Consider the following 21,945-nt stretch of genomic DNA (forward strand, 5'->3'; position numbering starts at 1 on the left):
ATTGCTCCTCCCTTTTTCGGGGAGGAACACATCCGCGCCTTACGGCAGCAGGATCGTCGATCCCGTGGTCTGCCCACCCTCGATCGCGCGGTGCGCTTCCGCCGCATCGCGGATCGCGAGCCGCTGCCCGATCTCCGGCTTCACTGCGCCGTTCTCCAGCATCTCGAACAGCCGCGCGGCACCCGCCTGCCGCTCCTCGGCCGTGACGTAATAGTCGAACAGCTTGGGCCGGGTGACGAACAGCGAACCATGCTGGTTGAGCGTGGCGAGCTTCACCCCCTCCACCGACCCGCTGGCATTGCCATAGCTGATGATCAGCCCGCGCCTTGCGGCCGAGCCCAGCGAGGCTTCCCAGGTCGCCTTGCCGATGCCGTCGAACACCACCGGCACGCCTTCGCCGCCGGTGATTTCGCGCACCCGCGCCGCGACATCCTCCTGCCCGCGCGAGAGCAGCACATGGTCGCAGCCGACCGCCTTGGCCTTTTCCACCTTGGCCTCGTGGCCGACCGTGCCGATCACCGTCGCGCCGATGCCCTTCAGCCAGCCGACCGCGATCTGGCCTACGCCGCCCGCCGCGCTGTGCACCAGCACGGTCCAGCCCGACTGCACCCTGGCGGCGCGCTCGACCATGAACTCCACCGTGCAGCCTTTGAGCAGCACCGCCGCCGCGGTCTCGCTGCTGATCTGCTCGGGCAGTTTGAACAGCGTCTCGGCCTTCAGGTTGCGCGCCGTGGCGTAGGAGCCGAGCCCCGGCCCGAAGGTCGCCGCGCGGTCGCCGACCGCGAAGCCGGTGACGCCCTCGCCCACCGCCTCGATCACGCCTGCGCCCTCCACGCCGATGCCCGAGGGCAATTGCGCCGGATAGACGCCGGTGCGGTGGTACACATCGATGAAGTTGAGCCCCGCGGCTTGCGTCCGCAGGCGCACCTCGCCGGGGCCGGGCTCGGGGAGCTCGACCTCGACCCATTGCAGGACCTCGGGGCCGCCCGTCTGCTCGAACCGAATCATCTGTTCCATCGCCATTCCTTCAACCTTCAATGCACCGGCCACACGGCCATGATCAGTAGCGTACCGACGATCAAGACGAGCAGCGACAGGGGCGCTCCCAGCCGCGCATAATCGCCGAACCGGTAGCCGCCCGGCCCCATCACCAGCGTGTTGCACTGGTGGCCGATCGGCGTGAGGAAGTCGCAGCCGGCGCCCACCGCCGTCGCCATCAGGAATGCCTCGGGCCGATAGCCGAGCTCGCCCGCGAAGGTGGCGGCGATCGGCGCCATCACCAGCACCGTCGCGGCATTGTTGAGGAAGGGCGTCACCGCCATCGCCGCCGCCAGGATCATCGCGACCGCCCCCCAGGGCGGCAGCGTCGCCGCGATATGGCCGAGCTGGTCGCCGATCACCTTGCTGGCGCCGGTGGTGCGCAGCGAATCGCTGACCGGGATCAGTGCGCCGAGCATCACCAGGATCGGCCATTCGATATGCTCGTACGCCTCGCGCACCGGCAGCGCACCGAGCAGAATGGTGAGCCCCGCCGCCGCGAAGAACGCAACCGCAACGGGCACATAGCCGGTGGCGGTCGCCGCCATGGCGACGGCGAGGATGGCGAGCGGCAACAGTCCCTTGCGCGCGCTGCCCAGCCGCAGCTCGCGCTGCGCGAGCGGCAGGCAGCCGAGCTCGCCCAGACGCTCGAACAGCAGGTCGAGCGGGCCCTGCAGCACGATCACGTCCCCCGCGCGCAGCTCGATATCGCCGAGCCGGGCGGACAATCGCGCGCCCTGGCGCGACACCGCGATCAGGTTCACCCCGAAGCGTTCGTGCAGGCCGAGGCGGCCGGCGGTGCGGCCGATCAGGGTGGAATCGGTGCCGATCACCGCTTCAAGCACGCCGACCTCGCCGGTGTTGCCGTCGGGCTGGGCACGGTCCTGCCCTTCCAGCACCAGCGCATCGGTGGCGATGACGCGCTCGAGCTCGTCCGGCGCGCCGGTGAGGATCAGCACATCGTCGGCGCAGAGCCGGTTGTCCGGAAAGGGCATGCTGCGGATGCCGCCGCGCAGGATGGTGGTGACCGCCACGGCGTGATCGTGCCGCTCGCGAAATTCGGCGACCGTCTCGCCCACCGCGGCCGAGCCGTCGGGTATGGCAGCCTCGGTGACATAGTCCTCGATGTCCATCGCCTCGCCCAGCGTCGGCGCGGCGCGGCGGTCGCGCGGGATCAGCCGATAGGCGAAGCGCAGGAAGATCAGGCCGACCAGCGTCAGCCCTAGGCCCACCGGCGCATAGTCGAACATGCCGAACGGCTTGCCCATCATCTCCTCGCGCACGCGGCTGACGATGATGTTGGGCGAGGTGCCGATCAGCGTGATCAGCCCGCCGAGCAGCGAGGCGAACGACATCGGCATCAGGAAGGTGGCGGGCGAGGCCTTGGAGCGCTTGGCCATCTGGAAGGCGACCGGCATCATCATCGCCAGCGCGCCGATATTCTTGACCAGCGCCGACGCGAAGCCGACGCTGGCGCTGAGCAGCAGCAATTGCGAGCGCACCCGCGTGACGCGCCGCTGGAGCAGCAGCATCGCCCGCTCGATCACGCCCGAGCGCTGCACGGCGGCGGAAAGCACCAACGCAGAGGCGACGATGATCACGATGTCGTCGGAGAAGCCGGTGAACGCCTCCTTGGGCTTCACCACGCCCACCGCCAGCGCCGCGAGCAGCGCCAGTACCGCGACCATGTCGTAGCGCAGCTTTCCCCAGACGAAGAGCAGCATCATGCCCGCGAGCACGACGAGCGACAGGATTTGGGGTGTGGTCAAGCGTACCTCGCGAAGGGAGTGCGAGGACGGAACGCGGGTGGGAGGGGTTGGGTCCGGCCCTGTATCAATCCTCCCCTGAAAGGGGAGGTGGCAGGCCGAAGGCCTGACGGAGGGGTGTCCCCGCTGGCGAGGATTCCCGCCACTACCAGCCGGGACACCCCTCCACCGCCCTGCGGGCGGTCCCCCACCCCCTCCGGGGGAGGATCGGTTACGGCCTCAGTGCACCGTCCCCAGTACCTTGGGCACGGACAGCAGCACCACCAGCCGTTCGATCTGGCGCCAACGGCAGAAGTGGATGACGTTGCCGAGATCCCGGCTCGCCTCGGCACGCGCCGCGGCTTCGCCGCAGGCGGCATGGCCGAAGCGCCGAATCAGATCGGCCGCGTCGTGCACTTCGTCGCGATCGCTCAGATAGGGGTAGACGTCCATTGCAACTCCAACACTGGGGCAGCCCCCGGCCCGTACCGGCCTGATACACCGGTTTCCCTTCCGCTCCGGTGGACGATGCTGGTGAACGATCGGGAAACCATGGCTAAGGCTGGCGCTTCGCGCAGATTCGTGGCAAGGGGCACCATGCAGTCCACCCCTTCGCGCACGCCGATGGCCGGCGGCTTCCTGTTGACGGCGAGCATTCTCGTCGGCGCAGTGGCCGGGGCCCTACGCGGAGAAGCGACGGTGGGGCTGCTGGCCGGGCTTGCGCTGGGGTTCGCTCTCACGCTCGCCGTCTGGCTGATCGATCGCGCGCGAGGTTAGAGGGGCGCGCCTGCAACACTGTATCGGGCTTGCGGTGCGCCGCGCGTAGCCCCAATTTTAGGGTCTCAATGTCTATTTCGAATCTACCGACGCGCCTCGCCGAGGCGCTGGAACAGCGTGGCTATTCCACGCTGACCCCCGTCCAGTCCGCCGTCCTGGAAGACCAGGCCGCGGGCCGCGACCTCATCGTCTCCGCCCAGACGGGCTCGGGCAAGACGGTCGCCTTCGGCCTCGCCATGGCGCCCGAACTGCTCGCCGGCGAAGAGATGCTGCCGCCCGCCGGCGCACCGCTCGCCCTCATCATCGCACCGACGCGTGAGCTGGCGCTGCAGGTCAGCCGCGAGCTGATCTGGCTCTACAGCCCGGCCGGCGCGCGCATCGCCACCTGCGTCGGCGGCATGGACGCCTCGAAGGAGCGTCGCACGCTGAACCACGGCGCGCATATCGTCGTCGGCACGCCGGGCCGTCTGCGCGATCACCTGGAGCGCGGCGCGCTCGACCTCTCCAGCCTGCGCGTCGCGGTGCTAGACGAGGCCGACGAGATGCTCGACATGGGCTTCCGCGAAGAGCTGGAAGCGATCCTCGACGCGACGCCCGAAGGCCGCCGCACGCTGCTGTTCTCGGCGACGATGCCGCGCCCGATCGTCGCGCTGGCCAAGCGCTACCAGCGCAACGCCTTCCAGATCACCACCAAGAGCGACGATCGCGGCCATGGCGACATCAGCTACCAAGCGGTGACGGTCGCGCCCGCGGACATCGAGCACGTCGTGATCAACCTGCTGCGCCTGCACGAGGCGGAGACGGCGATCCTGTTCTGCGCGACCCGCGACAATGTCCGCCACCTCCATGCCAGCCTGATGGAGCGCGGCTTCGCGGCCGTGGCGCTGTCCGGCGAGCATTCGCAGTCCGAGCGCAACCATGCGCTGCAGGCGCTGCGCGATCGCCGCGCCCGCGTCTGCGTCGCCACCGATGTGGCGGCACGCGGCATCGATCTGCCGACGCTGACGCTGGTGGTGCATGTCGAGCTGCCGCGCGATGCCGAGACGCTCCAGCACCGTTCGGGCCGTACCGGCCGCGCGGGCAAGAAGGGCACCGCCGTCCTCATCGTCCCCTATCCGCGCCGCCGCCGCGTGGAGCAGATGCTGCACGGCGCGCGCATCCCGGCGGAGTGGATCGACGCACCGACGCCCGAGCAGATTCGCGCCGCGGATCGCGAGCGGCTGATTGCCGCGCTGCTCCAGCCGATCGAGACGGACGAGGAAGACATCGCCCTCGCCGAGCGCCTGCTCGCCGAGAAGACCCCGGCCGAGATCGCCGCAGCGCTGGTCCGCGCGCACCGCTCGCAGCTGCCCGAGCCGGAAGAGCTGATCGAGGCGACGCCGGAGGCACGCCGCGCCGCGCAGCAGGAGCGGCACCGCCCCGGCTTCGACGATACGGTGTGGTTCCGCATGGACATCGGGCGCCGGCAGAACGCCGATCCGCGCTGGATCCTGCCGCTGATCTGCCGCCGCGGGCACATCACCCGCAACGAAGTCGGCGCGATCCGCATCGCGGCGAACGAGACGCACTTCCAGATCCCGGCCCCACTGGCGGCGAAGTTCGCGGCAGCGGTCGACAAGTTCGCGCGCACCGCGGGCGATGACGACGACGGCATCCGCATCGAGCGCTCGACCGAAGCACCCCAGCCGGGTGCGCGCGCCGATGGCCCGGTGCGTCGCGGGCCGCCGAACCGCAGCAACGCCAATGGCAAGCCCGGCGGCTTCCGCAAGGGCCCGCCGCGCCGCTGAGGATTGGGATGCTCCCCTTCCCGCGCGGACGGGGAGCATCGTGCTTTCCACTAGGCCGTCATCCCGGCGAAAGCCGGGATCCATTCGCCACTACGCCACAGCAAAAGCCCCGCCGGCGACCCCAATGGATTCCGGCTTTCGCCGGAATGACGATGGTCAGGTTGCGGGCGGACTGCTGGCGTCAGTCCGTTACTCCGCCCGGTGGCGCTTCCGGCCATCCAGCGCCGACAGCACCCCGCGCAGCGTGCGCAGTTCCTGGCTCGACCAGCGCGGCTTGGTGAGCAGCGTGCGCAGCGTCCGCTTGGTCGACGGCACCCGGTCCGGCGGAAAATAATAGCCCGATTCGTCCAGCATCGCGTCGAGCTGGCCGATCATCCCGTCCAGTTCCTCCTGCGGCGCCGGCGGCTCCAGGTCGACCAGCGGCGGGCTCTCCAGCCCGACATGCTTCGACCATTCATAAGCGACCAGAATCACCGCCTGGGCGAGGTTCAGCGAACCAAACTCCGGGTTGATCGGCACGGTGATGATCGTGCGGGCAAGCGCCACATCGTCGGTCTCCAGCCCCGAGCGCTCCGGCCCAAACAGGATCGCGCTGCGGGTGGGGGCACCATGAATCTCGCGCGCGGCGACCTCGGGCGTCACCACCGGCTTGGTCACCCCGCGCTTGCGCACCGTGGTCGCATAGACGTGCGTGCAGTCCGCCACCGCATCGGCGACGCTCTCGAACACCTGCGCCTTTTCGAGCACGATGTCGGCGCCGCTCGCCGCCGGACCTGCCGAGGGATTCGGCCAGCCATCACGTGGGCTCACCAGCCGCATCTCGGTCAGCCCGAAGTTGAGCATGGCGCGCGCGGCCTTGCCGATATTCTCGCCCAGCTGCGGGCGGACGAGCACAATCACGGGGGAATTCAACTTTTGCCGACCTCGCTGACGTTACCGGCGAATTCCTCGAAGTCCTTCGCCTCGCGGAAGTCCTTATACACGCTGGCGAAGCGGATATAGGCCACCGAATCGAGGCCCTTGAGGGCCTCCATCACCAGCTCGCCGATGCGCTGGGAGGGGATTTCGCTCTCGCCGGTCGTTTCCAGCTGGCGCTGGATGCCCGAGACCAGCCGCTCGATCTGCGCGGGCTGGATCGGCCGCTTGCGGCAGGCGGTGGAGACCGAGCGCATCAGCTTCTCGCGCTCGAACGGCTCACGCCGGTCTCCGCTCTTCACGACCGTCAGGTCGCGCAGCTGGATACGCTCGAAAGTAGTGAAGCGCGCGCCGCACGCCTCGCATTGGCGCCGCCGCCGGATTGCCGCCCCGTCGTCGGTGGGGCGGCTATCCTTTACCTGGCTGGCTTCATTGGAACAGAAGGGACAGCGCATTCTATAGAACCTGCGAGGTGGTCACCCTCACCCTTCCCACTTGGCTGCGCCAAGCGGGCCCCTTCCCTCTCCCAATGGGAGAGGGAAGGAGCGCCGAAGGCGCGGAAGGGTGAGGGTGATCCGCCAGTTCAGCCACCGTAGATCGGGAAACGTTCGCACAGCGCGCGGACGCGGGCCTTCACATCGGCCTCGACCGCGGCGTCGCCCGCCTCGCCCTTCGAGCGCAGCCCCTCGAGCACGTCGGCGACCATGTTGCCGATCTCGCGGAACTCGGCCGGGCCGAAGCCGCGGGTGGTGCCCGCCGGCGAGCCGACGCGGATGCCGCTGGTCTTCATCGGCGGCAGCGGATCGTTGGGGATGCCGTTCTTGTTGCAGGTGATCGCGGCGCGCTCCAGCGCCTCGTCGGCGTCCTTGCCGGTCACGCCCAGCGGAGTGAGGTCGACCAGCGCCAGATGCGTGTCGGTGCCGCCCGAGACGAGGTTCGCGCCGCGCTCCTTGAGCGTCGCCGCCAGCACCTTGGCGTTCTCGACCACCGCTGCGGCATAGCTCTTGAACTCGGGACGCAGCGCCTCGCCGAACGCGACCGCCTTGGCGGCGATCACGTGCATCAGCGGACCGCCCTGCAGGCCCGGAAACACCGCCGAGTTGATCTTCTTCGCGATCGCTTCATCGTTGGTCATGATCATGCCGCCGCGGGGCCCGCGCAGCGTCTTGTGCGTGGTGGTGGTGACGACATGGGCATGGCCGAACGGCGTCGGGTGGACGCCGCCGGCGACCAGGCCGGCGAAGTGCGCCATGTCGACCATGAACATCGCGCCGACCTCGTCCGCGATCGCGCGGAAGCGGGCGAAATCGATGTGGCGCGGATAGGCCGAGCCGCCGGTGATGATCAGCTTGGGCTTGTGCTCGCGGGCGAGCGCGGCGACCTGGTCATAGTCGATCAGGTGATCGTCGGGCCGCACGCCATACTGGACCGCGTTGAACCACTTGCCGCTCATCGCCGCGCGCGCGCCGTGGGTCAAGTGGCCGCCGGCATCGAGGCTGAGGCCGAGGATGGTGTCGCCCGGCTTGGTCAGCGCGAGCATCACCGCGCCGTTGGCCTGCGCGCCCGAATGCGGCTGGACGTTGGCGAAGCCGCAGTCGAACAGTTGCTTGGCGCGGTCGATCGCCAGCTGCTCCACCTCGTCGGACGGGTGGCAGCCCTGGTAATAGCGCTTGCCCGGATAGCCCTCGGCGTACTTGTTGGTGAAGACCGAGCCCTGCGCTTCGAGCACCGCCTTGGAGACGATGTTCTCGGAGGCGATCAGCTCGATCTGATACTGCTCGCGCGCCATTTCGTGCTCGACGCCGGCGAACACCGCAGGGTCGACCTCGGCGAGCGACTTGGTGAAGAAGCCATCCGGCTGAAGGCCTGCCGTAACGGGGTTGGTGCTCATGCGGGGCTCCTTTCGGGGTTGCTCAGCTTCTCCACGCGACGGACGTGCCGATCGCCGAGGAAAGCCGTTTCGAGAAACTGGGTGACGCACGCCTTGGCCATCTCGATGCCGATCATCCGCGCGCCGAGGGCGATGACATTGGCATCGTTATGCTCGCGCGCAAGACCGGCGGAGAGCGGCTCGGAGACGAGCGCACAGCGCGCGGCGGGGTTGCGGTTGACCGCGATCGAGATGCCGATGCCCGATCCGCACAGCGCGATGCCGAAGGTCGCCTCGCCGGTCTCGATCGCCTTGCCGAGCCGGTAGCCATAGTCCGGATAGTCGACGCTCTCGGGTCCATTGGTGCCCAGATCGAGCACGTCATGACCGGCTGCGCGCAACCAATCGGCGAGTTCTGCCTTCATGGCGGTGGCGGCGTGATCCGAGGCGAGGGCGATGCGATGGTGCATGGCGCGCCCTCTACGCGCGTGTGCGCCCGCTGGCTAGACACCCAGGAGACCATATGCCGAAGACTCTGTCCGTTCTGTTTCCCGCGCTGGCACTCGGCCTCGCCGCCTGCTCGCCGAGCACCGAGGACCGCGTCGACAATTCGCTCGACCGCACCGGTGATTCGCTGTCCAACGCGGCGGACCGGCTGGGCGACCGGATCGAGAACCGGGTGGATGCGGCAGGCAAGGCGATCCGCGAAGGCGCGGACGACACCGGCGATGCGCTGGCGAACGGCGTGGACCGCACCGGCAACGCGATCGACGACGCCGCACACTGATCGTTCGATTCAATATCGCAATGAACTGCGATAGCTTGGCTCTCGGCAGCAAGTCCGCTGCCTGAACCAAGGAACCGCACATGACACTCGCAGAAGTGTGCGTTCTGCTGATGGCGCTGTTTGCCTTCGCCACCTTGATCCTCAAGGTAATCGAAGTCGCACGTCAGAAGTAAGCGTACCGGGAGGGGGAGGCGTTGCAGCGTCTCCCCTGAACGAAGAACCCCCACCGTTGCAGCGGCGGGGGTTCCGGTGAACCAGGGAAAACCCTGACACTCGCAGAGGCTATATACGGCAGACGTTGCGCAGTTTCAATTTGATCCCTGCGAGACCGCCCTCTTCCCCCGCTTCGGGCTCCCCGACTTGAGCACCCCGCGCCGGAATAGCCGCGCCGCGATGGTCAGCGTGATCGCCACCCACAGCCCCTGCCAGGCGAAGGCGAGCGCGTGCGGCCAAAGCTCCGGCGCGTTGGCTGCCCGCGCCGCCATCGCCATGGGCGAGCTGAACGGCACGATCTCCGCTGCGATCGCCACCCAGCTCTCCGGGTTGCCCGCCGCGTACGACGCCATGCCGAACATCGCGAACTGGAAGATGGTGATCGGCAGCGACAGCATCTGGATCTCGCGCTGGGTGGAGGCGAGCGAGCCGACGCCGAGGAACACCGCGCTCTGCAGCAGATAGGCCATCACGAAATAGCCGATCAGCAGCAACGGGAAGATCGGGCCCACCGCCACGCTCAGGTCCGACAACGCGCCCGACATGCCCGCGGGCGTCAGCTTGGGCAGGTTGGCGACCAGCGTACCCCAGAAGGCGACGAAAAGCAGCGCCGAGCCGAAGGCGCCCAGCAGCTTGCCGAAGAACACGCTCTCCAGCGGCACTGCGGCGGCGAGGATCTCGATCACCTTGTTCGACCGCTCCTCCGCCATCGCGCCCACCGCCTGGCCCGACAGCATCAGCGTGACGAGGAAGATCGCGAAGGTGGAGAAATAGGCCGCCTGCCCGCGCCCGCTGACGGTCGGCGCCTGCACGGCGATGGTTTCGAAGCGCGCGGTGCTGCGGACGCCGGGGGCATGCGCGGCGCGCAGCGTCTGGGTGGCGAGCGCGGCGAGATAGCGCCCCTCCGCCTCTGCCCCCGCGCGGCGCAGGATCATGGGATGATCGAGCGGGCCGTACAGCACCGCCGCCGCCTCGATCGCATCCGAGTCAAACAGCGCGCGCGCCTGTCGCGCCGCATCGCCCTGCGGCGCTTCCAGCTGCAGCCTGGGCCGCGCGGAATCGCGGCTGAACACGTTGCGCAGTTCGCGATCGGCAGCGCGCAGGCTCTCCTGCTGCCCGACAGGCACGATCGCCACGAGCACCTGCCGGGCCTCGCCGGCTGCACCCGCGGCCTGGCCGCTCAGCCCGCCGATGATGCCGAAGCCGATCATCAGGAGCGGGCTCAGCAGGAACAGCAGGAAGGTCGGCGTCATCACCGTCGCGGTGAGGTCGCGGCGGGCGATGGTGAGCGCGTGGCGGAGGAAGCGCGGCATCATGCGATCGTCTCCGGCTGGTCGGCCAATGCCTCGGCGCCGACGATGCGGACAAAGGCATCGTGCAGCCCCGGCCGCTCGATCGACAGGCCCGAAATCCCGTGCCCCGCGTCGATCAGTCGCACCAGCAGCGCCTCGATGCCGCCGTCGGGCACGGTGAAGCGCCAGCTCCCGCCTTCGCGCACCGCGTCGCCCGGCAGCATCGCGCCGATCGCGTCGGCATCATGATGCGGCGTGTATCGAGCGCGCAGCGGCAGCAATGCCCGCGCCTCGTCCACCGTGCCCTCGAACCGCACCTTGCCGCCCGCGATCACCGAGATGCGCTCGCACAGCCGCTCGGCATGCGCCATGACATGGGTGGAGAAGAGGATCGTCGCGCCGCGATCGCGCTGGCCGCGGATCAGCAGCTCCAGCCGCTCCTGGTTGACCGGATCGAGCCCCGAAAACGGCTCGTCGAGCACCAGCAGGTCGGGCTCGTGCACCACCGAGCCGAGCAGCTGGACGAGCTGCGCCATGCCCTTCGATAGCTTGCGGATCTTGTCATCGGCGGCATGGCCGAGCCCTGCGTTTTCGAGCAGCGCCTGTGCCCGCTTGCGGCCGGTCGCCCAGGGCAGCCCGCGCAGCGCGCCCATGAAGGCGATCGCCTCGCGACATTTCATGTTGGGATACAGCCCGCGTTCCTCGGGCAGGTAGCCGACCTGGTCGCTCATGTCGCGCGGGTGGCGGCTGCCTAGCAGCGTCCGTTCGCCTTCGTCGGGCTCGATGATGCCGAGCAGCATGCGCAGCGTGGTGGTCTTGCCCGCGCCGTTGGGGCCGAGCACGCCGTAGATCAGCCCCTTGGGCACGGCGATGCCGACACCGTCGACGGCGCGCCGGTCTCCGAAACGCTTGACCAGCCCGGAGGCACTGACGGCGAGTTGCTGCAACGATGCCTCCCCCTAGCAATCGCAACGTGGTAGCGGGTGCGCGTGCGGCAAGACAAGTCCATCGAGGAACGGCTGAAGGCGAAGGCGGCGGAGATCGGCTTTGCGGCGTGCGGCGTCGCGCATGCCGATGCCGCGCCGCGCACCGCCGAGCGCTTGCGCCAATGGCTGGACGACGGCGCGCATGGCGACATGCTGTGGATGGAGGAGCGCGCCGAGCAGCGCGGCAGCCCCCGGGGCCTGTGGCCCGAGGTCCGCTCGGTGATCGCGCTGGGCATGAGCTATGCCCCCGCCACCGATCCGCTGGCGCTGGCGAGCGAAGGCGAGGTCGGCCGCATCTCGGTCTATGCGCAGGGGGCCGACTATCACGACGTGGTGAAGCGGCGACTGAAGGAGCTCGCCCGCTGGCTTGTGGCCGAGGCACCGGGCGCCGACGTGAAGGTGTTCGTCGATACCGCGCCGGTGATGGAGAAGCCGCTTTCCGAGGCCGCCGGGCTCGGCTGGCAGGGCAAGCACACCAATCTGGTCAGCCGCAGCCATGGCAGCTGGCTGTTCCTCGGCGCGATCTACACCACGCTCGACCTGGCATCCGACGGCCCGAGCGGCGGCGGCTGCGGCAGCTGCGACGCCTGCCAGACGGCCTGTCCGACCGGCGCCTTCCCCGCCCCCTATCGGATCGATGCGCGCCGCTGCGTCTCCTACCTGACCATCGAGAACAAGGGCCCCATTCCCCGCGACCTCCGCGAAGGCATCGGCAACCGCATCTATGGCTGCGACGACTGCCTCGCGGTCTGCCCTTGGAACAAGTTCGCCGCCGCCGCGCAGGCGAACCTCGCCTTCCACCCCCGCGCCGAGTTGACCGTTCCTTACCTCGCCGACCTGCTGGCGCTCGACGATACAGGCTTCCGCGCGGTCTTCGCCGGCTCGCCGATCAAGCGCATCGGCCGCGACCGGATGGTGCGCAACTGCCTGATCGCCGCCGGCAACAGCGGCAGCGCGCGGCTGGTGGCACCAGTGTGCGCGCTGCTAGACGATCCTGCCCCGGTCGTGCGCGGCGCGGCTGCATGGGCGCTGGAACGGCTTGATTTGCGGCGGTGGTGCGAGGAACGGTCGAAGCGCCTCATTGCCGAGGATGATTCCAGCGTCTTGGAAGAGTGGGACCGGGTGGCAAACGAAGCGGCATCCGATCATCCCGGCGAAAACGCAAATCTCACGGCAAGCTAACGTCTTCCATCACGCTCTTAATTGCATGCACACTCCGAATCGCGTTATGTAGAGAAATATCCATCTGGGGGATTTTTCCATGCGCCTGCTCGCTCTGTTGCTGTGTGTTCAAGCCGTTGCTCCCGCCGTTGCACAACAGGCGCCGGCGACCAAGGAAGATCCCAACAAAAAGATCTGTAAGCGGCAGCAAGTCACGGGATCCTTCTTCATGACGCGCGAATGCCACACCAAGGCGGAATGGGACCTCATGGCGGAAAATGCGCGCGCCGCGGTGATGCGACAGCGCTCGGCGTTCAAGGGGCACGAGGGCAATTGATCGACTAGGCCGCTGTCCGCTTGACTCCACCGTCGCGCCCCGCTAGGCGCGCCGCTTCGCAATTGGCCCCGCACCCCCGGTGAAGCGGTGGCCCTGCGTCTTTCCCTCGGGAAGGCACAGGCGAAACCGGGATCGCGATCAGGGCGGTTCGCCGCCCGGGTCAACGTCACAGCAGTTGGTAAAGGATTTTACATGTCGAAGCGCTCCAGCGCCAAGCATAAGCTCGATCGCCGCATGGGCGAAAACATCTGGGGTCGTCCGAAGTCCCCGGTGAACAAGCGCGAATACGGCCCGGGCCAGCACGGCCAGCGCCGCAAGGGCAAGATGTCGGACTTCGGCATCCAGCTGCGCGCCAAGCAGAAGCTCAAGGGCTATTACGGCGACATCACCGAGAAGCAGTTCAAGCGCTCGTACGAAGACGCCTCGAAGATGAAGGGTGACACCGGTCAGAACCTGATCGGCCTGCTCGAGCAGCGCCTCGACATGATCGTCTACCGCGCCAAGTTCGCGCCGACGATCTTCGCGGCCCGCCAGCTGGTCAACCACGGCCATGTCCGCGTCGACGGCGAGAAGTGCAACATCGGTTCGCGCCGCATCAAGCCGGGCCAGGAAATCAGCCTGAGCGGCAAGGCGCAGGAAATGGCGCTGGTCATGGAAGCGCAGAGCCTCGCCGAGCGCGACATCCCCGACTATGTCGCGCCGGACGGCGCGGCGAAGGTCACCTTCACCCGCGTGCCGACGCTCGACGAAGTGCCGTACCCGGTGAAGATGGAACCGAACCTGGTCGTCGAGTTCTACTCGCGCTAAGCTTCGGCTTCCTTCGGGAAACGAAACAAGGGCGGTCCTTCGGGGCCGCCCTTTTTCGTGCCGCCGTCAGGGCTTGGCCGGAAGGCTCAGCGCGGTGCGCAGGAACGCGTCGCTCTTGTCGAGCATCTGGGCGCGGACGACATCGTCCTCGAGCTGGTGATCGAGCCCCTTGAACTCGACATACTCGACCTGCTTGCCGGCACCGCGCAGCCGCGACGCCATCATCCGCGATTCGCCGACGCCGACGTTCAGGTCCTGGTCGCCGTGGAACAGCAGCACCGGCGCCTTGATCCGATCGACATTCTGCGCGGGCGAGCCCTCGCGGACATGCGGACCATGGCCGATGAACGCGTCGACCAGCGCGTAATTGGTATAGCCCGATGCTTCGGTGCGCACGGCTTCCAGATCGGTCACCGGCGCGATCCCGACGATCGCCTTGAACAGATCGGGATCGAGCACCGAGGTCTGCAATGCGGCATAGCCGCCATAGGACCAGCCGACGATCGCCAGCTTGCCCGGCGCGGCGATACCCTGCTTCAGCAGCCAGCGCCCGCCGTCGTTGACGTCGCCGATCGCGGTGCGCCACGACTGGAAGCCGTTCTTCTGGTACCACGCGTCGCCATAGCCGGTCGAGCCGCGATAGTTGGGCTGCAGCACCGCAAAGCCGCGCGCCGCGAAGAACTGGGCCAGCCAGTCGAACCCCCACTCGTCGCGCGCGCCGGGGCCGCCATGCGGCATCACGATCGCCGGCAGGTTCTTGCCGTCGCTGCCCGCCGGCAGCGTCAGATAGCCGGGGATCGGCGTGCCGTCGGCGGCGGGAAAGGTGATCGGCTGTACGCTCGCCAGCTTCTCGCCCGCCAGTTGCGGCCGCGACGCCAGCACCTCGCCCAGGCGGCGGGTCTTCTTGTCGTAGACATAATAGGTGCCGGCATCGCTGTCGCCACCGGCGAACAGCAGCAGCTTGGATTCGTCCGCGCTGGAATCGAGGAAAGTGATCAGCGGCTTGCCCGGCAGCGCCTTGGCCAGCGACGCCTGCAGCTTCTTGAGTTCGGGATCGAAGAATTCGGTCACGCGCCGGTCGGTGGCGTAGCTCGCGCCGACGACGCGGCGGTACCGGCCGATCCGGACCAGGCCGTCGACATCGACCAACGGGTTGGCGAGCACGAGCTTGCGGGTCAACGTGCCGTCGAGCGTGACGCTGTACAGCGCGCTGCGGCCGCCTTCGTTATCGAAGCCGTAGACAAGGTTCGCGTCGCGATCGACCGCATAGGGATTGAAGCCCTGCTCGCCGGTGGGCGTGGTCACCAATTCGCCGAACCGCTTCCATTCGCGGCTGCCCGCCAGGCGATAGCTGTAGAGATAGTGGCCGGAATTGAGGCCGGTGCCGCCGATGCTCTCCACGCCCATCATCCGAACGGTGCCATGCCCGTCGCTGATATATTCGCGCGCGCCCGGCCGCGGGTTTTCGATCGTCTTGCGGCGGAGCGTGGTGGCGTCGACCAGCTCGACGCCCAAGCCCTCCTGGCTGCTCGCAATGTGGGTCCCGGTCGAAAATTCCGGCACGAACTGCCGTGTCATCAGCACCGAGCCGTTCGAACCGTCGGGCCCCCAATCGACGATGCTGCCGCCCGATTGCATGATGTCGAGCGCGTTTATGCTTTCGCGCGAGCTGAGCACCTTCAGGTCGGTGCCGTCGCTGTTCACCGTCACCATGCGCGTGAACGGCAGCTTCTCCGCCAGCTTCTGGATCATGAAGAGGTTGCACACGATGCGGGTGTCGCTTGCCCAGCGGCAGTTGCGCAGCCGTTCGGGATTGCCCGTCGATCCGAGGATCGTCTTGGTCGCGCCCGTCGCCATGTCCGCTACCATCAGCACGTTGCCGCGGCCCCGCACCGGCTGCAGCATGGCGACATGGGTGCCGTCCGGCGACAGGCTGATCTGCTGGATGAATTCGCGGCTGCCGAAATTCACCGCGTCCTTGCTCTGCGCCCACGCGGCGGCAGGCAGCGTCGCGGTGGCAAGCAGCACCGCGCGAACCAGTCTCGTCATTATTCCCCCCAAGTTGCTCGCTGCCGATCTTAAAAGGCGCGCGGCTTTTCGCAATCCACCGGCCACATTGCGAAGTCGCTTGGGACCTGACAGGGTTGGGCACGTCCGAATAATGGAGCCTTTGATGCGCTTTTCGTTGCTCGCTTTCGCCTTGCTTTCGACCACCGCCGCCCAGGCGCAGACCGCCGCGCCCGCCCTCTCGCTCGATACGCTGAAGTCCGTCACCGAGACGCTCGCCTCCGATGCGTTCGAGGGCCGCAAGCCGACCACGGCGGGCGAAGACAAGACGATCGCCTATCTGATCGAGCGCTTCCAGAAGGCGGGGCTCAAGCCCGGCAACAAGGGGCAATGGGTGCAGGACGTGCCGCTGGTGGAGCTCAGCGTGCAGAGCCCCAGCAAGCTCGCCTTCACCGGCGGCAAGACGCCGGTGTCGCTCGCCTATGGCAGCGAGGCGGTGTTCTCGACCTACCGTGTCACGCCCAGGATCGACCTGAAGGACAGCGAGGTCGTGTTCGTCGGCTATGGCATCAACGCGCCCGAGCGGGGCTGGAACGACTATGCCGGGCTCGACGTGAAGGGGAAGACAGTCGTCATCCTGATCAACGATCCCGACTGGCAGACCATGTCGCTGGACGGCCCGTTCGGCGGCCGCGCGATGACCTATTATGGCCGCTGGACCTACAAATATGAGGAAGCCGCACGCCAGGGTGCCGCGGGCGCGATCATCATCCATGACACCGAGCCCGCCGCCTATGGCTGGGGCGTGGTGGAGAGCAGCTGGGGCGGCCCCAAGCTCGAGCAGGACACGCCGGGCGATCACGCCGACCAGTCGCAGCTGATCGGCTGGATCCAGCAGGATGCTGCCAAGGCCCTCTTCGCCAGCGCAGGCAAGGACTATGCCGCGCTGGTCGAGGCGGCGAAGCACAAGGGCTTCAAGGCAGTGCCGCTGGGCGTGAAGGCCTCGGCCAGCTTCGGGGTGGGGATCAAACGCCAGGCGTCGAAGAACGTCGTCGGGATTCTGGCCGGCACCACGAAGCCGGACGAAGTGGTGCTGTTCTCGGCGCACTGGGACCATCTCGGCCATTGCAAGCCGGTGAACGGCGACGACATCTGCAACGGCGCGGTCGACAACGCCACCGGCACCGCTGGTCTGGTCGCGCTCGCCGAGGCCAATGCCAAGGCGGGCCCGGCCAAGCGCAGCATGGTGTTCCTGGCGGTGACCGCCGAGGAACAGGGGCTGATCGGCTCGCAATATTATGCGGAGCATCCGGTCTACCCGCTGGCCAAGACGGTGGGCGGCGTGAACATGGACGGGCTCAACATCCACGGCAAGGCGAAGGACTTCGTGCTGGTCGGCGCGGGCAAGTCCGAGCTGGAGGAGATGGTCAAGCCGCTGGTCGCCGCCGAGGGCCGGGTGATCGGCGTGGAATCGACGCCCGAAAAGGGCAGCTATTACCGCTCCGACCATTTCAGCTTCGCCAAGCTGGGCGTGCCGATGCTCTATGGCGAGAGCGGCGACGATCTGGTCGTCGGCGGCAAGGCGGCCGGCGCCAAGGCGGCGGAAGACTATACCGACCAGCGCTACCACAAGCCGCAGGACGAATATGATCCCAAGTGGAACTGGGACGGCGCGCTGTCCGACCTGCGGATCTATTACGGCCTCGGTCGCGAACTGGCCGAGGGCAGCAGCTGGCCCAACTGGTTCAAGGACGCCGAATTCCGCGCCATCCGCGACAAGGCGCGGGCCGAGCAGTAAGGCGGTCCAGCGCCGTTCCGTCGTCATCCCGGCGAAAGCCGGGATCCATTGGGGTCTCCGTCACAGCTCCTGCCGATACCGAGAGGCGAATGGATCCCGGCTTCCGCCGGGATGTCGGCTAGTGGGAAGCGCCCGGACCATCCGTCGGCCTTTCCCCTGTCACGCTACAGGGCTAAAGGCCGCGCCATGACTCGTACCCCTCCCCCCGAATGGGCACCGCACGACGCGGTCTGGATCGGCTTTCCCAGCCACGCTGACCTCTGGGTCGAAGACCTGGAGCCCGCCCGCGCAGAAGTGATCGCCTTTGCCCGCGCAGTGCACGCCGATGGCCGCGGCGAGCGCGTCATCCTCGTCGCCGCCGATGACGCCGCCGCCGAAGCCGCCCGCGCCATGGCCGGCGATGCCGCCGAAGTCGTGACCGAGCTGTTCGGCGATATCTGGCTGCGCGATACCGCCGGCATCCTCACCAGCGACAATGTCGCGCAGGATTTCGGCTTCAACGGCTGGGGCGGCAAATACGACCTCGAGGGCGACGACACGATCGGCGCCCGCCTCGCCGCGCGTCGCGGGCTCACCGCGGCCAAGCATGGCTGGATCCTCGAAGGCGGCGCGATCGATGGCGACGGCACCGGGCTGTGCGTCACCACCGAGCAGTGCCTGCTCAACCCCAATCGCAACCCGGACCTGGACCGCGCCGCGATCGAGGCCAAGCTGGCGGCGGACCTGGGCTATGATCGCGTGCTGTGGCTGGGCGACGGCCTCGCCAACGACCACACCGACGGCCATGTCGACAATCTCGCCCGCTTCGTCGGCCCCAACCGGCTGCTGATCCCCACCCCGGACGAGGACGATCCCAATGCGGCGATCTATGCCGATGCGGTCGCCCGCGCCGAGGCGTTCGGCGTGGACATCGTGCGCATGCCCTCCCCCGGCGCGGTGCTGGACGAAGACGGCGAGGTGATCCCGGCCAGCTACATGAACTTCTATATCGGCAACGCTGCGGTGGTGGTGCCGCTCTATGGCCAGCCCAACGACCAGGCCGCGATCGAGACGCTCAAGGACCTGTTCCCCGGCCGCACCATCGTCGGCCAGCGGGCGGACCATATCCTCACCGGCGGGGGCAGCTTCCACTGCATCTCGCAGCAGATCCCGACGATCGGGTGACCGCCTTCGCCGTCCGCGCGCTGCTCTCCGGGCTGATCGTCGCCACCGTGGCGATGCTTGCCCGGCGCAGTCCCGCGTTCGGCGCCCTGGTCGCGTCGCTGCCGCTGATCTCGCTGCTCGGGGTCGTGTGGCTGTGGCGCGACACCCAGGACTCCGTGCGGGTGGCGGACCATCTTCAGGCGACCTTCTGGTACGTCCTGCCCTCGCTTCCGATGTTCCTGCTGGTGCCGGCATTGCTGCGATCGGGCGCGGGGTTCGCCCCGGCCCTAGTCGGCGGGATCGCACTGACGATCCTGCTCTACTTCGTGACCGCCGCCGCGCTCGCCCGCTTCGGCGTCACGCTCTGACCAGCCCAGGCGCGTCAGAAGTTCTGCCAGTCCTCGACATCGCGGGTCATCGCACGCACGGCGGCCACCGGCAGCGGCCGCGCCTCGGCAGGCGGCGTCGCGAACTTGCCTTGGAGCGACCCGCTGCTATTCCCGCCAGCAACGCGGAACTTGCTGGCCTGATCGCTGAGCAACCGCGTCTCGTTGGACAGGTTGCGTGCCGCCGCCGAGGTTTCCTCGACCATCGCCGCATTCTGCTGGGTGGCGCCGTCCATGTTCGTAATCGCCGTCGTCACCTGCACGATCGCAGCAGCCTGCGCGTTGTTGTCGGTCGCCATGCTGCCGAGCAGCTGATGCACCTGGGCAACATCCTGCGCGATGTTCGACAGCGCACCGTCGACCTTCTGCACCGCCTCCACCGCGGTGCCGATCTCCGACTGTGTGACGGTCAGCTGGTCGCGGGCGCGCTTGGCTTCTTCCTCGGCGCGCATCGCGAGCGCGGAGACCAGATCCGCGACCACGGCAAAGCCGCGCCCGGCCTCGCCGGCACGCCCTGCCTCCACGGCGGCGTTCATCGCCAGCACGCGCGTCTGGAACGCGATCTTGTCGAGCCCCTCGATGACGCTGTCGATGCCCTTGGCGCTGTCTGCGACCCGGCTCATCGCCTGCACCGCCTCATCGGTGATTGCCCGACCGCCCTCGACCGTGTGGATCGCGCCGTTTGCGCGCTCGACCGTGTTGCCCGCCGCCGCCGCGGTGGCCTTCAGCCGTCCGTCGATCTCGCCGATCGACGCCGAAGTTTCCGCCAGCGACGCGGCGGTGCTTTCGGTGCGGCGCGCTAGATCCTCCGAGGCCTGCGCGATGTCCTTCGAGCCGGTGCTGATCCCCTGCGCACTCTGGATCACCGTGCCGATCAGGGAACGCAGATTGTCCAGCGCCTCGTTGAAGTTGCTCTTTAGCTCGGCATAAGCCGGCGGGAAATGCGCGGTGACGGGGCGGGTGAGATCACCTGCCTTGAGCGCCGCCAAGCTGTCCCGCAGCGCACGGGTGACGGTGGTCTGCTCAGCGGCGGCAGCGGCGGCGCGATCGCGCTCCTTGGCGATCGCGGCCTGCAGAAAACCGTCGACCGAGCGGGTAATGTCGCCGATTTCGTCGTGCTGCTCAAGGTGCGGCAGCGTCGCCGCCCCCGAGGAGCGGGCGAGTTCGGTGATGATCTCCGCCAACCGCCGGATCGGCGCGATCACCTTGTGGGTGATGGTCAGGAACGACACGACCAGCACCGCGCCCGCCAACAGCCCCAGCGCCGCCATCGAGAGCCGCGCGAAGCCCGCAGCAGCCTGCGCCTGGGTAGCGACCGATTCCGAAATCTTGATCTGCAGGTCGACGAGCTTGGCGATCGCGTCGGACACCGGATCGATCGCAGGATACATCTCGTTGCGCACGAACCCCTCGAGCGCCGCCGCGTCGCCCGCGCGCAGCATCTGTTGCAACCGCTCGACCTTATCGTCGGCGACCTTCATCCGGGATTCGGCCTCCGCTGCGAGCTTGGCTTCCTCCCCTTCGATCCGCGTGGCGCGGTACTCGGCCCAGGCCTTGTGCAATTCGGTGCTGCCCGCCGACACCCTCGATGCGGCTTCGGCAAAGCCGATATTGCCGTTGCGCGCCTTGTGCGCGGTATCCACGATCTCGACGGCATAGCGATCCGCTACCACCTTGAGCTGGCGCAGCGGCAGCACGCGATCGGCCAGAAGGGTGGAGAGCGCCGCCTCGCTCGACCGCGCCGACCAATAGCCGACCCCGACCAGCAGCAGCGTGGCGATGCCGAACAGGGTAAGGCAACCGAGAAGTTTCTGCTTGATCGTCATCTATGCGTCTCACGCAATTGGGCCCGAGCGAGAAAGCGGAAGCGCACCCGCAATCCTTGAGGCGCCTCCGTCCCTGTATCGTTGTTATAGAGAGACGCTCCGCCAGGCCGCCGGAGAAGCTTCATATTTGCGCGGACGAGCGGGGATTTCTGTCTCCACGATTTCGGGGCGGGGCTGGATTCCCGACCGTCATCGACTACATGGCGCCGCATGACCCAGATCACTGTCGGCGCACTGCAGCTCGCCTTCTCGAACGATATCGACGCGAACATCGCTCGCGTCTCCGAATTGGTCCGCGAGGCAGCCGGTCGGGGCGCGCAGGTGGTGCTGCCGCCCGAACTGTTCGAGGGCGAATATTTCTGCCGCGTCGAGGACGAGGGGCTGTTCGCCAACGCCAAGCCGGTGACCGAACACAAGGCGGTGCTGGCGATGCAGGCGCTCGCCGCCGAGCTGGGCATCCACATCCCCACCAGCTTCTTCGAAGCCGATGGTCCGCACCATTATAACAGCCTCGCGATGATCGGCCCCGACGGCAAGGTCTCCGGCGTCTATCGCAAAAGCCACATCCCCGATGGCCCGGGCTATGAGGAGAAGTTCTACTTCCGCCCCGGCAACACCGGGTTCAAGGTGTGGGACGGCCCCGGCGCCAAGCTGGGCGTGGGCGTGTGCTGGGACCAATGGTATCCCGAAACCGCGCGCGCGATGATGCTGATGGGGGCCGAACTGCTCTTCTACCCCACCGCGATCGGCAGCGAGCCGCATGACGACAGCCTCGACACCGCGCGGCTGTGGCGGCGTGCGATGGTGGGCCATGCGGTGTCCAACGTCGTGCCGGTGATCGCCGCCAACCGCGTCGGCACCGAGCATGGCCAGACCTTCTACGGCACCAGCTTCATCACCGACGAGCGCGGCGACATCCTCGCCGAACTGGATCGCACCGAAGAGGGCTTGATCACCGCGACGCTCGACCTCGACCGGGTGAAGCGCCACCGCGCCGCCTTCGGCTTCTTCCGCGATCGCCGCCCGGAGCTGTACGGCCGGCTCGTCCAGGACATCTGAGCGAGGCTTCC

The 21,945-nt window shown here is 67.9% G+C and carries 21 protein-coding genes; 10 read left to right on the plus strand and 11 right to left on the minus strand.

Annotated features, from left to right (window positions below; translation table 11 throughout):
- Positions 1-39 precede the first annotated feature (39 nt).
- From ABIC65_RS09810 to ABIC65_RS09820, 3 genes are all read right to left on the minus strand, one after another.
- Positions 40-1,017: a quinone oxidoreductase family protein gene (locus ABIC65_RS09810; protein ID WP_354308335.1), complete on the minus strand. Its 978-nt coding sequence runs from the start codon at positions 1,015-1,017 to the stop codon at positions 40-42.
- 17 nt (positions 1,018-1,034) lie between these two features.
- The gene (locus ABIC65_RS09815) at positions 1,035-2,807 is read right to left on the minus strand and encodes an SLC13 family permease (RefSeq protein WP_354308336.1); all 1,773 of its coding nucleotides are present in this window, start codon (positions 2,805-2,807) and stop codon (positions 1,035-1,037) included.
- A 216-nt stretch (positions 2,808-3,023) separates the two neighbouring features.
- The gene (locus tag ABIC65_RS09820; protein ID WP_125974100.1) at positions 3,024-3,236 is read right to left on the minus strand and encodes a hypothetical protein; all 213 of its coding nucleotides are present in this window, start codon (positions 3,234-3,236) and stop codon (positions 3,024-3,026) included.
- Positions 3,237-3,311: 75 nt separating this feature from the next.
- Between ABIC65_RS09820 and ABIC65_RS09825 the strand changes: the two genes are divergently transcribed.
- Positions 3,312-3,560, plus strand: coding sequence for a hypothetical protein (locus ABIC65_RS09825; RefSeq protein WP_354308337.1), 249 nt, complete (start codon positions 3,312-3,314; stop codon positions 3,558-3,560).
- A 68-nt stretch (positions 3,561-3,628) separates the two neighbouring features.
- A complete protein-coding gene (locus ABIC65_RS09830; RefSeq protein WP_354308338.1) occupies positions 3,629-5,347 on the plus strand; it encodes a DEAD/DEAH box helicase in 1,719 nt (572 codons plus the stop codon).
- 189 nt (positions 5,348-5,536) lie between these two features.
- Here the strand turns inward: ABIC65_RS09830 and ABIC65_RS09835 are convergent, their stop codons facing one another.
- The 4 genes from ABIC65_RS09835 to rpiB form a co-directional block, all read right to left on the minus strand.
- Positions 5,537-6,259 (minus strand): RNA methyltransferase, encoded by a 723-nt coding sequence (locus tag ABIC65_RS09835; protein ID WP_436286722.1) that lies wholly within the window; start codon positions 6,257-6,259, stop codon positions 5,537-5,539.
- Positions 6,256-6,717 carry a transcriptional regulator NrdR gene (gene nrdR, locus ABIC65_RS09840; RefSeq protein WP_064311935.1) on the minus strand — a complete coding sequence of 154 codons (462 nt, stop codon included), beginning with the start codon at positions 6,715-6,717 and terminating at the stop codon, positions 6,256-6,258. Before nrdR ends, ABIC65_RS09835 begins: the two co-directional genes overlap by 4 nt.
- 128 nt (positions 6,718-6,845) lie before the next feature.
- Positions 6,846-8,153, minus strand: coding sequence for a serine hydroxymethyltransferase (gene glyA, locus ABIC65_RS09845; protein WP_354308341.1), 1,308 nt, complete (start codon positions 8,151-8,153; stop codon positions 6,846-6,848).
- Positions 8,150-8,602 carry a ribose 5-phosphate isomerase B gene (rpiB, locus tag ABIC65_RS09850; RefSeq protein ID WP_354308342.1) on the minus strand — a complete coding sequence of 151 codons (453 nt, stop codon included), beginning with the start codon at positions 8,600-8,602 and terminating at the stop codon, positions 8,150-8,152. Before rpiB ends, glyA begins: the two co-directional genes overlap by 4 nt.
- A 53-nt stretch (positions 8,603-8,655) precedes the next feature.
- On the opposite strand from rpiB, the gene ABIC65_RS09855 reads away from it, so the two are divergent.
- Entirely contained in the window at positions 8,656-8,919 is a 264-nt protein-coding gene (locus ABIC65_RS09855) for a hypothetical protein (RefSeq protein WP_354308343.1), read from the plus strand.
- Between the two features lie 308 nt (positions 8,920-9,227).
- Here the strand turns inward: ABIC65_RS09855 and ABIC65_RS09860 are convergent, their stop codons facing one another.
- A complete protein-coding gene (locus ABIC65_RS09860; protein WP_354308344.1) occupies positions 9,228-10,448 on the minus strand; it encodes an ABC transporter permease in 1,221 nt (406 codons plus the stop codon).
- Complete coding sequence (locus ABIC65_RS09865; protein ID WP_354308345.1) at positions 10,445-11,371, minus strand: ABC transporter ATP-binding protein; 927 nt, start codon at positions 11,369-11,371, stop codon at positions 10,445-10,447. Before ABIC65_RS09865 ends, ABIC65_RS09860 begins: the two co-directional genes overlap by 4 nt.
- Before the next feature lie 42 nt (positions 11,372-11,413).
- Between ABIC65_RS09865 and queG the strand changes: the two genes are divergently transcribed.
- From queG to rpsD, 3 genes are all read left to right on the plus strand, one after another.
- Positions 11,414-12,592, plus strand: coding sequence for a tRNA epoxyqueuosine(34) reductase QueG (queG, locus tag ABIC65_RS09870; RefSeq protein ID WP_354308346.1), 1,179 nt, complete (start codon positions 11,414-11,416; stop codon positions 12,590-12,592).
- Between the two features lie 79 nt (positions 12,593-12,671).
- Positions 12,672-12,908 (plus strand): hypothetical protein, encoded by a 237-nt coding sequence (locus ABIC65_RS09875; protein ID WP_354308348.1) that lies wholly within the window; start codon positions 12,672-12,674, stop codon positions 12,906-12,908.
- Positions 12,909-13,100: 192 nt separating this feature from the next.
- Entirely contained in the window at positions 13,101-13,715 is a 615-nt protein-coding gene (gene rpsD, locus ABIC65_RS09880; protein ID WP_066720121.1) for a 30S ribosomal protein S4, read from the plus strand.
- 66 nt (positions 13,716-13,781) lie between these two features.
- Here rpsD and ABIC65_RS09885 read toward each other — a convergent pair whose 3' ends face one another.
- Entirely contained in the window at positions 13,782-15,764 is a 1,983-nt protein-coding gene (locus tag ABIC65_RS09885) for an alpha/beta hydrolase family protein (RefSeq protein WP_354308349.1), read from the minus strand.
- Positions 15,765-15,888: 124 nt separating this feature from the next.
- On the opposite strand from ABIC65_RS09885, the gene ABIC65_RS09890 reads away from it, so the two are divergent.
- The 3 genes from ABIC65_RS09890 to ABIC65_RS09900 all read left to right on the plus strand — a co-directional run bounded on the left by ABIC65_RS09890 (position 15,889) and on the right by ABIC65_RS09900 (position 19,031).
- Complete coding sequence (locus tag ABIC65_RS09890) at positions 15,889-17,520, plus strand: M28 family metallopeptidase (RefSeq protein WP_354308350.1); 1,632 nt, start codon at positions 15,889-15,891, stop codon at positions 17,518-17,520.
- A 186-nt stretch (positions 17,521-17,706) separates the two neighbouring features.
- A complete protein-coding gene (locus tag ABIC65_RS09895; protein ID WP_354308352.1) occupies positions 17,707-18,684 on the plus strand; it encodes an agmatine deiminase family protein in 978 nt (325 codons plus the stop codon).
- Positions 18,681-19,031, plus strand: a complete 351-nt coding sequence (locus ABIC65_RS09900) for a DUF3147 family protein (protein WP_354308354.1) — start codon at positions 18,681-18,683, stop codon at positions 19,029-19,031. Before ABIC65_RS09895 ends, ABIC65_RS09900 begins: the two co-directional genes overlap by 4 nt.
- A 14-nt stretch (positions 19,032-19,045) precedes the next feature.
- Here ABIC65_RS09900 and ABIC65_RS09905 read toward each other — a convergent pair whose 3' ends face one another.
- A complete protein-coding gene (locus tag ABIC65_RS09905; protein ID WP_354308356.1) occupies positions 19,046-20,875 on the minus strand; it encodes a methyl-accepting chemotaxis protein in 1,830 nt (609 codons plus the stop codon).
- 210 nt (positions 20,876-21,085) lie between these two features.
- Here ABIC65_RS09905 and aguB point away from each other — a divergent pair, with 210 nt between their 5' ends.
- Complete coding sequence (gene aguB, locus ABIC65_RS09910) at positions 21,086-21,934, plus strand: N-carbamoylputrescine amidase (RefSeq protein WP_354308357.1); 849 nt, start codon at positions 21,086-21,088, stop codon at positions 21,932-21,934.
- Positions 21,935-21,945: the final 11 nt, after the last annotated feature.

This window comes from Sphingomonas trueperi, assembly GCF_040545665.1.
Taxonomy (GTDB): Bacteria; Pseudomonadota; Alphaproteobacteria; order Sphingomonadales; family Sphingomonadaceae; genus Sphingomonas; species Sphingomonas trueperi_B.

Excerpts from the sequence above, each read along its gene's own strand:
- ABIC65_RS09895 (WP_354308352.1), top strand. The coding sequence starts at position 17,707 with ATGACTCGTACCCCTCCCCCCGAATGGGCACCGCACGACGCGGTCTGG.
- ABIC65_RS09855 (WP_354308343.1), top strand. The coding sequence starts at position 8,656 with ATGCCGAAGACTCTGTCCGTTCTGTTTCCCGCGCTGGCACTCGGCCTC.
- ABIC65_RS09905 (WP_354308356.1), bottom strand. The coding sequence starts at position 20,875 with ATGACGATCAAGCAGAAACTTCTCGGTTGCCTTACCCTGTTCGGCATC.
- ABIC65_RS09810 (WP_354308335.1), bottom strand. The coding sequence starts at position 1,017 with ATGGAACAGATGATTCGGTTCGAGCAGACGGGCGGCCCCGAGGTCCTG.
- glyA (WP_354308341.1), bottom strand. The coding sequence starts at position 8,153 with ATGAGCACCAACCCCGTTACGGCAGGCCTTCAGCCGGATGGCTTCTTC.
- ABIC65_RS09820 (WP_125974100.1), bottom strand. The coding sequence starts at position 3,236 with ATGGACGTCTACCCCTATCTGAGCGATCGCGACGAAGTGCACGACGCG.
- ABIC65_RS09890 (WP_354308350.1), top strand. The coding sequence starts at position 15,889 with ATGCGCTTTTCGTTGCTCGCTTTCGCCTTGCTTTCGACCACCGCCGCC.
- ABIC65_RS09885 (WP_354308349.1), bottom strand. The coding sequence starts at position 15,764 with ATGACGAGACTGGTTCGCGCGGTGCTGCTTGCCACCGCGACGCTGCCT.
- ABIC65_RS09825 (WP_354308337.1), top strand. The coding sequence starts at position 3,312 with ATGCTGGTGAACGATCGGGAAACCATGGCTAAGGCTGGCGCTTCGCGC.
- ABIC65_RS09860 (WP_354308344.1), bottom strand. The coding sequence starts at position 10,448 with ATGATGCCGCGCTTCCTCCGCCACGCGCTCACCATCGCCCGCCGCGAC.
- rpsD (WP_066720121.1), top strand. The coding sequence starts at position 13,101 with ATGTCGAAGCGCTCCAGCGCCAAGCATAAGCTCGATCGCCGCATGGGC.
- aguB (WP_354308357.1), top strand. The coding sequence starts at position 21,086 with ATGACCCAGATCACTGTCGGCGCACTGCAGCTCGCCTTCTCGAACGAT.
- ABIC65_RS09875 (WP_354308348.1), top strand. The coding sequence starts at position 12,672 with ATGCGCCTGCTCGCTCTGTTGCTGTGTGTTCAAGCCGTTGCTCCCGCC.
- rpiB (WP_354308342.1), bottom strand. The coding sequence starts at position 8,602 with ATGCACCATCGCATCGCCCTCGCCTCGGATCACGCCGCCACCGCCATG.
- nrdR (WP_064311935.1), bottom strand. The coding sequence starts at position 6,717 with ATGCGCTGTCCCTTCTGTTCCAATGAAGCCAGCCAGGTAAAGGATAGC.
- ABIC65_RS09830 (WP_354308338.1), top strand. The coding sequence starts at position 3,629 with ATGTCTATTTCGAATCTACCGACGCGCCTCGCCGAGGCGCTGGAACAG.